This window comes from Prosthecobacter sp. (genome assembly GCF_034366625.1).
Lineage (GTDB): Bacteria > Verrucomicrobiota > Verrucomicrobiia > Verrucomicrobiales > Verrucomicrobiaceae > Prosthecobacter.
In genome coordinates, this window is the sequence record NZ_JAXMIH010000006.1 from 376,649 (window position 1) to 389,137 (window position 12,489).

Below are 12,489 nucleotides of genomic sequence, written 5' to 3' on the forward strand. Positions count from 1 at the left end.
CGTTGAACATTAGCCAACCCACTCCAAGCCATGCGCACACTTCTCCTGATCCTTGCAGCCTCGCTGCCATCCTTCGCCGCCGACTGGCCGCAGTTCCGCGGCCCCACCGCCGATGGCGTCACCACCGACACGAATCTCCCACTAACGTGGAGTGAGAAGGAAAATCTCGTCTGGCGCACCGAACTGCCCGGCCCCGGTTCATCCAGCCCCATCATCAGCGGCGACAAAGTCTTCCTCACCAGCTACAGCGGCTACGGCATCGACATCAAAGAGCCGGGCGACATGAGCAAGCTCAAGCGCCACGCCCTTTGCCTCGACAAAAAAACCGGCAAGATCCTGTGGGATAAAGAAATCAAGACCGACCTGCCGAACAAGCCCTACACCGGCACTTACATCACCACGCACGGCTATGCGTCGAGTTCCGCCGTCACCGATGGCAAAGGAGTCTTCTTCTTCATGGCGAATGCGGGCATCCACGCCTTCACCGTCGATGGGAAAAAGGTCTGGGATGTCAGCGTCGGCGAAAAAGCGCACGATTGGGGCGTCGGCTCATCGCCCATTCTGTATGGCGAGCTGCTCATCGTGAATGCCGCGCTGGAGAGCAATCAACTCCTCGCTCTTGACCGCAAAACCGGCAAGACCGTGTGGAGCGCCACCGGTTTCCCCGCGTCTTGGAACACACCCACCATCGTGAAGGTCGATGGACACGACGAACTCGTCGTGAACTCCAACGGCAAGCTGCGCGCTTTCGATCCGAAGGACGGCAAGGAGTTGTGGTTCTGCAACAGCATCAAGGCCGCCGAGCTTTGCCCCAGCATCGTCGCGCATGAAGGCGTCATCTTTATCATCGGCCATCCCGGAGGCCAAAGTCAGGCGGTGAAAGCAGGCGGCAAGGGTGACGTGAGTGCCACGAACATCATCTGGCAGGCGCAGAAAGGCAGCAACGTCGGCTCGCCCGTTTATAAGGATGGTCATCTTTACTTCATCAACGACTCACGCGGCGTTGCCACCTGCCTCGACGCCAAGACCGGTGCTGTGGTCTATGAACAACCACTCGCCTCCCGCCAGAAGCGCGACCGCTGGTATTCCACGCCGCTGCTTGCCGGAGATAGAATGTACTGTGTGGGCCGCGAAACCGGCACCTACGTCATCGCCGCGAAGCCGCAGTTCGAACTCCTCGCCACCAACGTCATCAGTGGTGACGACAGCATCAGCAACGCCAGCCCCGCCGTGTCCGATGGCCAGATCTTCCTCCGCTCGAACAAATACGCCTACTGCTTCGGCAAAAAGTGACCGCCATGACTCTCGACGAAACCATGCAGGCGCTCGCCGCCAAGGCCAGCGCCACCACCAAGAAGACGCTGATGCGTCACGGCGCGCCGGAGCCGATCTTTGGCGTGCGCATCGGTGATATGAAGCCGATCCAAAAGCAGATCAAAGGCGATCAAGAACTCGCCATGCAGCTCTACGCCACAGGCAACTCCGACGCGATGTATCTTGCCGGTCTCGTGGCCGATGGCAGCAAGATGACGCGCGCGCAGATCGAGCGCTGGGCCAAAACATCCGTCTGGCACATGCACTCCGGAACCACGGTGCCATGTGTGGCAGCCGAGCATCCCGATGCCATCGAGATAGCACTGAAGTGGATCGAATCGCCGAAGGAATCCATCGCCGAGTCTGGCTGGGCCACACTGTCCAACGTGGTGATCACCACACCGGATGACAAACTTCCCATCAAGCAACTCGACACGCTGCTCACCCGCGTGGTGAAGACGATCAAGTCGTCTCAGAACCTCGTGCGTTACGCGATGAACAACTTCATCATCTGCTGCGGCACCTACGTCGCTCCTCTTGCCGACAAGGCTGTCGCCGCCGCGCGCAAGATCGGCCGCGTCGAGGTGGACATGGGCCAGACCGATTGCCAGGTGCCGGATGCGGAGACTTACATCATCAAAAGCCGTCGCGGCCTGCCCGTGGCTCCGAAGCGCAAGACAACACGCTGCTGATCGTAGCACGAGTTTTCCAACTCGTGGCTTCACGGGCTAGAAAGACCGTGCTACGTCGTTCAAGACCATCATGCGCCATCTCTTTGCTGTTCTTCTGCTCCTCACCATTCCCGCTTCCACCCAAACACCCGCCAAGGCACCCGATGCCGTGGACATGCTGGCGAAGGATTTGAAGCCGACGCGCGTCCTCGTTTACAAGAAAATCGCCGACCGCGAGCTGCAGATGCACGTCTTCGAACCCGAAGGATTCAAACCCGGCGACAAGCGTGCGTGCTACCTCATCATCCATGGCGGTGGATGGACCGGTGGTGCGCCGCCACGCATGTATCCGTTCGCCGCACATTACGCGAAGCTCGGTCTCGTCGGCATCAGCATGTCCTATCGACTGCACAGCGCGAAGACGGGTGTCAGCGTCTTTGATTGTGTGAAGGATGCCCGTTCTGCCGTGCGCTACCTCCGCACCCATGCCGCCGAACTCGGCATCGATCCGCAGAAAGTCATCGTCAGCGGTGGTTCGGCAGGCGGCCATCTCGCAGTCTCGACCGCGCTGTTCGACAAAGTGAATGAAGACAGCGATGACCTCACGATCTCTGCGACTCCATCGGCCCTCGTGCTGCTCTTTCCGGTCATCGACACCTCCAAAGAAGGCTACGGCCAGGCCAAGATCGGCGAACACTGGCAGGAACTCTCACCCGCGCACAACGTCCGCGCCGGACTGCCGCCCACGCTCATCTTCCACGGCACCGGTGACACCGTCACGCCCTTCGCCGGAGCCAAGACCTTCCATGAAGCAATGGTCAAAGCCGGAAACCGCAGCGAACTCGACATCAATGAAGGCGGTGCCCACGGCTACCTCATGCGCGACAAGGCGCTCTTTGATGACACGATGAAGAAGACGGACGCGTTTCTGAAGTCGCTCGGATTGATGCCGTGATCAAAGTGGTCCGCACAGTCCCTTGTGCGGCTTCCCAATCACCGCACATGGAGTGTGCGGACTATTCCCCGATCCAAACCTGTGTTCCCACCGGCACGAGATCGAAGAGTTCGATCACCTCGCGATTGCGCATGCGCACGCAGCCGTGGCTGCCGGGGCGACCGACACCGTTCTCGTCGTTCGTACCGTGGATGTAGATGTAGCGCTGGAAGGTGTTCGCATTGCGCGGCTCCAGACCGTGCAGCCAGAGGATGCGGGTGAGCACGAAATCGCTCTTTGAGTCCATTCCAGGCGTCCACAGGCCCACCGGCTGACGCGATTTGAAGATCGTGCCGCATTCAGCGCCGTCGCCATGCTTCTCCTTCACCACGAAGCTGCCCAGCGGCGTCTTGTTGCTGCCTTCGGTGAAGCCGATGCCAAACTTCGACGTGGAGCAGGCCCATTCTTTGACAAGCCGCGTGCCATCGAACAAACGCAGGCGCTGCGTGCCGATGCTGACTTCGAGGCGTGGGTTCGTGAGGTTCATGCGGTCTTCTGGCTCAACAGCTTCTCGTAACGGAGCCGATCCGCCTCCGAGAAGCAACAGAAGATGATTTTGCGCAACGATGAAGGTGCTGCGGTGAATTCACGCACGACACCAACGGCGATTACCGCCGCATCATCCGCCGGATAGCCATAAACACCGGTCGAGATGCATGGAAAGGCGATGCTTTGCAGTCCTTGGGCTGCGGCGATTCGGAGCGAGTTCTGGTAGCACGAGCGCAGCAGCTCCGATTCGCGCTTGCCGCCATCCACCCAGATCGGTCCGACGGTGTGGATGACATGCCTCGCTTTGAGACGATGACCCTGCGTGATCTTTGCCTCACCGGTGCGGCAACCGTTCAGCGTACGGCATTCCGCCAGCAGTTCGGGCCCTGCCGCGCGGTAAATCGCCCCATCGACACCACCACCGCCGAGCAGCGATGCATTGGCCGCATTCACGATGGCATCCACGTCGAGCGTGGTGATGTCCGCGCGGATGGCTTCAAGGGTGGTCATGGAAGCTGATTTCAGCCGGAGAAGGGCTTTCAGGCAAGCACCTTTCCCGTCCTTGCATCCGGCCCGCTTGCTCGTAGTATCGCGGCCCTTTTTCACCCCAAAACTCGTTAGAATACCATGAGCACCCTCAAGAACGTCGCCATCGTCGGAGCCACCGGCGCTGTGGGCGCGGAGATGATCCGTTGCCTCGAACAGCGCCAGTTCCCCGTCGGCCAGCTTACCCTCCTCGCCTCCGCACGCAGCGCCGGGAAAAAGCTGAAGTTCAAGGGCCAGGACATCACGATCCAGGAGCTGACGCCGGATTCGTTCAAGGGCATCGACATCGCGCTGTTCAGCGCCGGCGGCGACATCTCGCGCGACTTTGCCCCGCATGCCGTGAAGGCCGGTGCCGTGGTGGTGGACAACTCCTCCGCCTTCCGCATGGACCCGGACGTGCCGCTCGTGGTGCCGGAGATCAATGCCGCCGACGTGAAGGGGCACAAAGGCATCCTCGCGAACCCGAACTGCACTACCGCGATCTCGCTGATGGCGTTGTATCCGCTGCATCAGGCCTTCGGCGTGAAGCGCATCTTTGCCTCCAGCTACCAGGCCGTGTCCGGCACCGGTGCGCAGGCGATCGAAGAGCTGGCGAACCAGTCCCGCGAGTGGGCATCTCAAAACCGAGCCTGGGACGCGGCGAAGCTCGACAGCAAGCCGCACGTCTATCCGCACCAGATCGCCTTCAATGCGATCCCGCAGGTCGATTCGTTCCTCGACTCCGGTTACACGAAGGAAGAGATGAAGATGGAGAACGAAGGCCGCAAGATCATGCACCACGACAAGTTCCGCGCTTCCGTGACCTGCGTGCGCATCCCGGTCTTCCGTGCTCACAGCATCGCCATCAGCGCCGAGTTTGAAAAGCCCGTCACGGTCGAAGCCGCGCGTGAAGTGCTCAGCAAGGCTCCCGGCCTCGACGTCCTCGACGATGTGGCGAACAAGGTCTATCCGCTGGCGCTCGACATCGCCGGCCGCGACAACTGCGCCGTGGGCCGCCTCCGCATGGACTGCGCCCTCGACAATGGTCTGTCCTTCTGGGTCGTCGGTGATCAGCTCCTCAAAGGAGCGGCGCTCAATGCGGTGCAAATCGCGGAGTGTCTGCTGTAGCCATGAGATTTCCCAGGTAAGCAGACTGGTCAGCGTGCAGGCGCAGGTGGCAGGATGCCTGCGGCAGGCTTGTTCCAGTGCAGCTTCAGCAGCTTTGAGACATCGCTGCTTTGCGCGGCGGGCGGCACATGCTGGTAGCAGAAGGAGATGAGCAGGTTGTCGAGTGGGGAGAGCTTGAGGTCGAAGGTGTTGTTGCCGCCGAAGGTGGAGTCGTGGAACTGCGGGCTGTTTTTCATGAAGCCGAACCCGGCCAGCAGGTTGTGAAACAGCACATGCTGCTGAAACTCCTCGGTTTGGTCCGGGCTGTCTTTGAGAAACACCAGCGCCTCCTTCAGGCTGTGATCCTTGTCCTGCCAGAACATGCAGCCGTCCTTGCCGACCATCTTGAGCTGCCGCCGTTTGGCGATGTCCAGCGCGGTAAAATCACGCGAAGTGCCGACGAAGACATGCAGAACGCCGTCGCCCGGCGTGTTCAGACCGGTGGCCTGGGTGATGCTGGCAAAACTGCTCTCCACAAAGCCCTTCAAGGCGGGTGAGGTGGCGGTGACCTCCAGCCGCGGCAGTGCCAGCCAGCGGGTGGTTTTGTTCTGGCGGCCGCACAAGACGATGTCGCGCACAAATTTGTCCACCTGCTGCGTGGGGGTCTGGTAGTCGAGGGTTGGTGCCAGGGCAGGGGATGACTGCGCGTCACGCGCACGGCGATCTGCGGCAGGCTGCCGTTCCCCGATGTCCTGCGCCGAAGCATGGGCTGTAAGACACATGGCTGCGAGAGTGGTGATGGCTTTCATGCGAGTGAGACGGTTGAAGGAACGGGATGGGCCGCCAAATTTACTTCGGCGTGGTCAGGAGCACGAAATCGGCGAGGTCCATCGCCATGACGGTGGCGGCGGTGGAGCCTTGCTTGAAGCTGCCGACCAAGGAAAGATGTGAAGAGGGAAAGTCTGGGATAATGCGTTTGTCGCGTATCATTATCACCTCAGTCCAGTCGCCATCATTGGCCGTCCCAGACCAAGCTTTGGCAAATTTCCTGCCTTCAACCCCTGCAAAGTAAGCAGCCGACACATTTTTACTCCGCGCTCGAAACACGATGGCCACTGGACTGCCAGTGAGGTTTTTCGGCATAGGACGAGGATTTATTCTGTTTAAACGGCTGTAGCTGTCATCGCTGTAGTTGGTGCCGCTCTGGCCGCCGAAATCGAAGAAGCATTGATAAGCAGCGCCTGGCTGCTTTGCGGTCCAGACGTAACTCAGCATGCCATCAGCGGACAGCTTGGGTGAGACCGGGTTGCTGTTGCGGCCAGATTTAAGCACCCGCCAGTCAAGATATGGGCCGATCTTGGGATCCAGGCTGGTGCCGTAATGGACATGATCCACGCTCTCCTCACCAACGACGGACAACTGACCGTTTTGAAACAGCAGGATCTGCAGTTTCTTCGTGTTTGGCACCGGACTCTTGATGGCGACGGGTATGGGCGTCCGCACCAGGTCGGCGGCGGCGTATTCGGGTGCGTAGCCGTTCTCTTCATCCGTCATTGCCCGCATCTCGCTGAGAATGCCGGGGCTGGCGCTCACGGCGTTGCCGGCTTCCAATATGACGCTTTTGCCGCTGCCGGGCTCCGTCACCGTCACGCTGCCTTCATGCACGCCGATGGTGTCGGTGCCGTCGGTGCTCACCGTGAAGAATTTGGTGCCTTTCACCGCGAGCAGCGCGGCGGGCGTTTTCAGGCGAAACTCGCCTGCGGCACGTTTTTTGAGCTCTTCGCCGCTGATGTTCATAAAAAGCCGGCCTTTGAGCAATTCCAGACTGTGATTCTTCTCGGTGGTTTCAGGCACCTGCACCGCTGTGTCCGCACCCATGCGTGCGGTTCCGGTGGTGCCGAGCAGCAAGGATGTCGCGCTATTTGCCCCGGTGACAACCCTGCCGCCTTCGGCAATCAGCGTGGCAGGGATGGCGGGAGTGATGCTGGTTTCAGTCGTGCCGCCGGAGGGAGGAACCATGGCGGTGGCGATCTCGCCTTTCGCCAGCGACGTGACAGCCCCGCGGCTGGCGAAGGGCAGCGCCTGCGAAACTGTCACCACGGTTTGAGCACGAGCATCGCTGCACATGATCGAGAGCAAGACGGCCAGTGTGCAGGCGTGCAGATTCGCAGCTTCCATAGGTGCATCGTGGGCTGCGCCATGGGTAGGTCAAGCATTTACCATCACGAACACCCCCTGTAAGCACAGAATGCTTTGGAACATAAGATCGGCATGTGCCCCGGTCTTTCATGGCAGCGGTTTGTGCTAATTCTCCTGCGTGATCAGCGTGATGCCGGTGATTTCGATGACGGGCTGCTTGTCGGGATCAGCATTGAACTGCCTGATGGAATCCAAGATGCCGCACTTCAAGAGCAAAGGGTTTGGCAACTTGTCAGTCTGGGCGCGGTCAAACGGCACAACCACGGTCCATTCCCAGGTGTTCGATGTCTTTGGTGCGCTGTTCGAAGAACCTTGGAATGGCAGGTGATCATCGCCGCTCCTGGCAGACGAGGCTGTGAGAGCCGCAAAAAACGCTGCATTGGAAATGGAGATATGTGGCAGGTTCCAGCACCGCACCACCAGTTCCAGCGCCACGGCCTTGCGTTTGATTTTACGGACGTCGAGTTCGAGCTCGGCTGCCACCGCAGGGATTGGCTGCTTGCCGTAGGCATTCACATCCAGGGCGAACTGATATTCAGTTCCAAGCTTGTTGTCGGGGTGAAAACTCTTGGTGCCCTTGCCATAAGGGTGCTGGGGTTGTTTCCACTCCGCTTTCAGCGGTTCGCGCCGCAGTTGTGCCTCGGCGTAGTTTGGCTCCAGTTTTTTCTCGTCGAGATTCAGGTTGCGAGGCTTGGAAATTTCCGTGGCGGTGACTGTCACCACCTGACCTGCGGTCAGGGCGACAGACGATTCACCACCGGGATGATACACGATCACCTCGCCCTCATGCACGCCCACCACTTCCCCGGCGGGGGTGGTTTCGGCAAAAAACCGGGTGCCTTTGACGGCGAGCAGCGCGGAAGGCGTTTTGAGGCGGAAAGTGGCAGGCCCGCGCTGCTTCACCTGCTCAGGATCGATATTCAGGAACAGCCGGCCCTTGAGCAGCTCCAAACTGTGACTCCTGCGTTCGTGGTCGAACTGCTCTTTCGGCGTCCATTTGGGATCAGGCTTCGGTGGCAGTCGAACCTCCGTTTCCGCACCGAGTTTCGCCGCTCCGGCAGTGGGCAAAATGATGGCAGCGGAAGAACCGGCCCCCGTGCTGATCGCGGCATTGTCACCAGCGGCCACAATGCCGGTGGTCTGATTCGCCTCGTTTGTGTCGAAATTGACTGTGCCGCCTTTTCCTGACGCGGTATCGGCTTTCACCATTCCCTTCGCGGCGTAAACGAGAACTTGGTCCGTGGGAACCGCGCCCTTGGTGAACCACGGGGGGGTGGGAGTGGTCGTTGTGGTCTGGGCTGAACAGAGGTGAATTTGCCATGACAGCCCTGCTGCCAGCACACTGATGCCACGAAGAAAAGTGTTCATTGAAGGCCAGCCTGCGACCGGCATGCGCGGCAGTCAAGCACCCACCACCTCGAACACCACCTGTGGCTCGGGAATGCCTTTGAGTGTGAGATCATGATGTGGTTTGGTCTGCACCTGCTCATGCACCAGCGAGTGCGTGCGGGCGGAGATGAGAATCTTGCCGCCGTCAGCCTGGGATTCGATGCGGGCGGCGAGATTGACGCCGCGGCCGATCACGGTGTAATCGAGAAAGGCCGCAGAACCAAAGCTGCCCACGGTGACATAGGCGGTATGAATGCCGATGCCGATATGCAGCGGCTCGTTGCCGTGCCTGGCCCAGTTTTCGTTCAGACGGGTCATCTCGCGCTGCATGTCGAGCGCCATGCGCACGGCACGCAGGGCGTGATCCTCAGCTACTGCCGGCGCGCCGAAGAACACCATGATGCAGTCGCCGATGAACTTGTCGAGCGTGCCGCCGTGGCGCTCGATGAGCGGGGTCATGGCGGTGAAGTACTCGTTCAAACGTGTGGCGACCTCGTCCGGCTCGGCACGTTCGGTCCAGGCGGTGAAGCCGCGAATGTCCGAGAAGAAGATGGTGAGTTCACGGCGCTCGGTTGCGGCAGGGGTGGCTTGTTCCGTGTCCACCAAGCGTTCCAGCACTGGACGGGCGATGTAGCGGCCCAGCACACCGACCACGCGCGAGCGATCCTGCTTAATGGCGGCGGCTTCCAGCCCCAGTAGGGCCAGCGTGGCCGTGCCAAAGGTCATCCAGGCAGGCACCACCGGCAGAATGAAGTTCGCGCTGGCCGCTAGGACGGCGACACCACTCCAGACGGCGGTCATCACAAGGAAAATGACAATTCCCAACCACGAGCGCGCGGGCCACATGCCGAGGCCGAGCAGCGCTCCCGCGAGGATGATGAGCAGCGCCTGCTGCCAGCGCGGCAGGAAATGCAGATGGCTGCCCGTCAGGATGTTGCTCACCACCGTGGCCTGCACAGCCACGCCCGGTACGCGACCGATGGAGGAACTGACCACATCGGTGTTGCCCGTGCTGACGAGGCCGACGAGAACGATGCGATCTTTCACCGCCGCCTCGACCTGAGCACCCAGTTCCTGCGACTGCACCGCTTGATAGAGATCGAGGTATTCAAACGCCGGCATGAAAACGCCGAGTTCACCGAGAAAATTGACCCGATACTGACATTGGACATCGATGGGAATGCGCAGCGTGCCGCGCGGCGTGTCCACCAGCGTGACTTCCTTTCCCGGCACGATGTTGATTTGATCCGCACGCAGACCCAGGGCGGCAATGACCGTCTGCATCGCCAGACTGGGATACAAACGCCCGTCATGCGCAAAGAACAGCGGCACCCGGCGGATGACACCATCGGCGTCCGGTACGGCGTTCACCGCGCCATAACTGACCGGCAGCTTCGCGAAGGGCGCGACCGGCATGTGTCCGCGCACGAGATGCAGCTCGTTCACACGCAGGCCAAAGCGGCTGGCATCCGTGATGAAATGCGCGCGATTCTCCGCTTTGGGCGCATGCCAGTCAGGCTCGGCGGCCTCAAAGTGATAGGCCAGCGTGACATTGGTCTGCTTTTCGATGGCGGCCTGCAGTCGCGCATCCTGCTCCGCATCCGCCGAGGGTTCGGTGAACAGCACGTCAAAGGTGGTGTGCTTTGCACCGGCGGCGTTCAGAATGCTCAGCACATCGCCATGCACCGCACGCGGAAACGGCCAGCGGCCAAGCTGCGAGCCGACATCGCGATCCCCGATGCCCACCAGCCGCACGTCATCGGAAACCACCTGCGGCTTCCGCAGGCGCAACCGGTAGTCCACCGTTAGATCCTCCAGCGAGTCCAGCGCGCCGCACCATGCCAGCGCGGCGAAGATCGTGCCAATGAAACCGCCAAGGATGGCGCGTGCTTTGAGCAATAGCAGACCTTTCATGCGGGATGGACCACGATATGCGTGATCGACACAAAGCCGCAAGGCGGTAAATCAACACATCTGCGTTTTGTATCTCACAGCCCCAGCAGTGCGCGCATGCGTTCCTTCGGAATGCCGCCGACTTCGCGTCCAGTCTCACGACCGGATTTGTAGGCGATGAAGGCGGGGATGCCCCGCACACCATGCTCGCGGGCGAGCTTGGGCTCTTCATCGACGTTGATGCGGATCACGATTGCCTTGCCTTTCAATTCTTGCGCAAGCTCATCGACCATCGGGCCGACGACTTTGCACGGACCGCACCAGTCGGCATAGAACTCGACGAGCACCGGCACCTTGGCCGTGCGCACGGCGGAGAGCGAGGACGTGCCGCCCGACGATGATCCCGGCCGGTTCATGTCGAACACGATCCAGCCGATGTAGAGCATGACGGCTCCGACGAGCCAGAGATGGAAGTTGCCCTTGTTCACACGGTACCATCCGGGCCGGTTTTTGATCTGGCAAGCAGGATCACGCCTTGAAGTTGATCGTTGAGACTCCCTTGACCATTTTGAAACAGAGCAAGGTGGCGTCTTTTTCACGGCACCACATGCCGGGCTTGAGTTTGAGGCGTGAATCGACTTCCGTCAGCGATTCTGGCACTCCCACAGTCGCCGGCACCGCAAGCGTGAATTCCTCGCAGGCAAACGGTGCCATGAGTGTCACGGCACGCTTCGCCGTATCGAATTCGATGCGCGTCAGTTCCTTTGCGGCCCAGTAGCGGGCGATCTCGCTGAGTTTCATCCAGTGGAGGTGATCGAACGTCGCGTGGAGTCGCTTCACGACCTCGCGGAAGATTTCGAAACCGATTTCGAGGCCGTTCCAATAAATGCCGGTCCAGTGGCAGACGATGATCGCGGGTTCACCGCGCTGGATGACCTCGACCATGCGGCCGGATTTGCCGTCTGCGGTGATGAAGGCGTCCGCGCCTTTCGGTGTCACGCAATCCCAGCCGCCGGACCAATCACCCGTGCAGCCGAGCACATGCACGACGCAGTGCGGATCGTCGGAATCGAGACCACTGGCGTTTTGCACGATGGGGGCCACGCTTTGCCCGCCCTTGTCATACAGATCGCGGAAGTAGTGCGGGATCTCCGCTTTGAAGACACTGCGACACGATTCGAACGTCGCCTGCGCAAGCTGTGGCCGCGCCTTGCTGCCGAATCCGCCGGGCGTGGTGATGCCTTCGCACGGCAGGCCGATGTTTTTCAAGATCGTGAGCGCATAGCTCATGTAATCGGCGATTTCGTCGGCGCTGCGGCCATTGCACCAGTCCCAGTTCTCCATGAAACACGGGCTGATCTCGGGATACGGGTGGCCGGTCTTCGTGTCGATGATGCGCGTGTGTGTGACCATCTCGGGATGGATGTCCCAGTTTGGCATGAGGCGCTCCCGCACGAGCTTGATGCTGTCCTGCAACTCACGCTGGCTCCAGCCGGGAATTTCGCGGTCGAGACGGCCAACGCATGCCGGAAACGGCACGATGCTGTACTTGCCCTTCACGCCATTCTCCGTGGCCCAGTCGGCGAATTTGCGCACGAAGCTGTCGGGAATCTCATCCGGCCAGCTTTTCCACGGGTAGTGGTCGTAGCGCCCGGGATTCGCCACCGCGAACTGCGGGATGGCGAACTTGTTGAGGTTTACCAAGCACGTCGAATCATCAATGATGATGCTCACCGGCACACGGGCGCGTGGATTGAGCACTTTCACCGCCGCGTCCTGCCTTGGGCGGTCACCCGGCACTTGGCCGAGCAGTTGGGAACCGAACGTGAGTGCGGAGGCCTCAAGGAAACGGCGGCGGGAAAGGTGGAACGGCATGGCCATTAAACGTCCGAATCGCCCCAGTTTTCG

At 60.5% G+C, this 12,489-nt stretch carries 12 protein-coding genes; 4 read left to right on the plus strand and 8 right to left on the minus strand.

The window, feature by feature from the left end; all coding sequences use genetic code 11:
- Positions 1-30 precede the first annotated feature (30 nt).
- From U1A53_RS04455 to U1A53_RS04465, 3 genes are all read left to right on the plus strand, one after another.
- Positions 31-1,293 carry a PQQ-binding-like beta-propeller repeat protein gene (locus tag U1A53_RS04455; protein WP_322279249.1) on the plus strand — a complete coding sequence of 421 codons (1,263 nt, stop codon included), beginning with the start codon at positions 31-33 and terminating at the stop codon, positions 1,291-1,293.
- 5 nt (positions 1,294-1,298) lie between these two features.
- Positions 1,299-2,006, plus strand: coding sequence for a DNA alkylation repair protein (locus U1A53_RS04460; protein ID WP_322279250.1), 708 nt, complete (start codon positions 1,299-1,301; stop codon positions 2,004-2,006).
- Positions 2,007-2,076: 70 nt separating this feature from the next.
- On the plus strand, positions 2,077-2,940 hold the full coding sequence (locus tag U1A53_RS04465; RefSeq protein WP_322279252.1) for an alpha/beta hydrolase: 864 nt from the start codon (positions 2,077-2,079) through the stop codon (positions 2,938-2,940).
- Between the two features lie 61 nt (positions 2,941-3,001).
- Here the strand turns inward: U1A53_RS04465 and U1A53_RS04470 are convergent, their stop codons facing one another.
- Together U1A53_RS04470 and U1A53_RS04475 are read right to left on the minus strand one after the other, a co-directional pair.
- The gene (locus tag U1A53_RS04470) at positions 3,002-3,466 is read right to left on the minus strand and encodes a L,D-transpeptidase (RefSeq protein WP_322279254.1); all 465 of its coding nucleotides are present in this window, start codon (positions 3,464-3,466) and stop codon (positions 3,002-3,004) included.
- Positions 3,463-3,978, minus strand: a complete 516-nt coding sequence (locus U1A53_RS04475) for an O-acetyl-ADP-ribose deacetylase (RefSeq protein WP_322279256.1) — start codon at positions 3,976-3,978, stop codon at positions 3,463-3,465. Before U1A53_RS04475 ends, U1A53_RS04470 begins: the two co-directional genes overlap by 4 nt.
- Positions 3,979-4,095: 117 nt before the next feature.
- Between U1A53_RS04475 and U1A53_RS04480 the strand changes: the two genes are divergently transcribed.
- Positions 4,096-5,121, plus strand: coding sequence for an aspartate-semialdehyde dehydrogenase (locus U1A53_RS04480; RefSeq protein ID WP_322279257.1), 1,026 nt, complete (start codon positions 4,096-4,098; stop codon positions 5,119-5,121).
- Between the two features lie 29 nt (positions 5,122-5,150).
- On the opposite strand, the gene U1A53_RS04485 is transcribed toward U1A53_RS04480, so the two are convergent.
- From U1A53_RS04485 to U1A53_RS04510, 6 genes are all read right to left on the minus strand, one after another.
- Positions 5,151-5,909: a hypothetical protein gene (locus tag U1A53_RS04485; protein WP_322279258.1), complete on the minus strand. Its 759-nt coding sequence runs from the start codon at positions 5,907-5,909 to the stop codon at positions 5,151-5,153.
- Between the two features lie 40 nt (positions 5,910-5,949).
- Positions 5,950-7,278, minus strand: coding sequence for a FecR family protein (locus U1A53_RS04490; protein ID WP_322279259.1), 1,329 nt, complete (start codon positions 7,276-7,278; stop codon positions 5,950-5,952).
- Positions 7,279-7,404: 126 nt separating this feature from the next.
- On the minus strand, positions 7,405-8,667 hold the full coding sequence (locus tag U1A53_RS04495; RefSeq protein WP_322279260.1) for a FecR family protein: 1,263 nt from the start codon (positions 8,665-8,667) through the stop codon (positions 7,405-7,407).
- 33 nt (positions 8,668-8,700) lie between these two features.
- Positions 8,701-10,602, minus strand: coding sequence for an adenylate/guanylate cyclase domain-containing protein (locus U1A53_RS04500; protein WP_322279261.1), 1,902 nt, complete (start codon positions 10,600-10,602; stop codon positions 8,701-8,703).
- A gap of 74 nt (positions 10,603-10,676) precedes the next feature.
- A complete protein-coding gene (locus tag U1A53_RS04505; RefSeq protein WP_322279262.1) occupies positions 10,677-11,069 on the minus strand; it encodes a thioredoxin family protein in 393 nt (130 codons plus the stop codon).
- 40 nt (positions 11,070-11,109) lie between these two features.
- Complete coding sequence (locus tag U1A53_RS04510; protein ID WP_322279263.1) at positions 11,110-12,456, minus strand: hypothetical protein; 1,347 nt, start codon at positions 12,454-12,456, stop codon at positions 11,110-11,112.
- Positions 12,457-12,489 lie beyond the last annotated feature (33 nt).

What these genes read in the sequence shown, in the direction of transcription:
- U1A53_RS04480 (WP_322279257.1), top strand. Translation starts at nt 4,096, where the DNA reads ATGAGCACCCTCAAGAACGTCGCCATCGTCGGAGCCACCGGCGCTGTG.
- U1A53_RS04490 (WP_322279259.1), bottom strand. Translation starts at nt 7,278, where the DNA reads ATGGAAGCTGCGAATCTGCACGCCTGCACACTGGCCGTCTTGCTCTCG.
- U1A53_RS04455 (WP_322279249.1), top strand. Translation starts at nt 31, where the DNA reads ATGCGCACACTTCTCCTGATCCTTGCAGCCTCGCTGCCATCCTTCGCC.
- U1A53_RS04485 (WP_322279258.1), bottom strand. Translation starts at nt 5,909, where the DNA reads ATGAAAGCCATCACCACTCTCGCAGCCATGTGTCTTACAGCCCATGCT.
- U1A53_RS04460 (WP_322279250.1), top strand. Translation starts at nt 1,299, where the DNA reads ATGACTCTCGACGAAACCATGCAGGCGCTCGCCGCCAAGGCCAGCGCC.
- U1A53_RS04495 (WP_322279260.1), bottom strand. Translation starts at nt 8,667, where the DNA reads ATGAACACTTTTCTTCGTGGCATCAGTGTGCTGGCAGCAGGGCTGTCA.
- U1A53_RS04475 (WP_322279256.1), bottom strand. Translation starts at nt 3,978, where the DNA reads ATGACCACCCTTGAAGCCATCCGCGCGGACATCACCACGCTCGACGTG.
- U1A53_RS04510 (WP_322279263.1), bottom strand. Translation starts at nt 12,456, where the DNA reads ATGCCGTTCCACCTTTCCCGCCGCCGTTTCCTTGAGGCCTCCGCACTC.
- U1A53_RS04465 (WP_322279252.1), top strand. Translation starts at nt 2,077, where the DNA reads ATGCGCCATCTCTTTGCTGTTCTTCTGCTCCTCACCATTCCCGCTTCC.
- U1A53_RS04500 (WP_322279261.1), bottom strand. Translation starts at nt 10,602, where the DNA reads ATGAAAGGTCTGCTATTGCTCAAAGCACGCGCCATCCTTGGCGGTTTC.
- U1A53_RS04470 (WP_322279254.1), bottom strand. Translation starts at nt 3,466, where the DNA reads ATGAACCTCACGAACCCACGCCTCGAAGTCAGCATCGGCACGCAGCGC.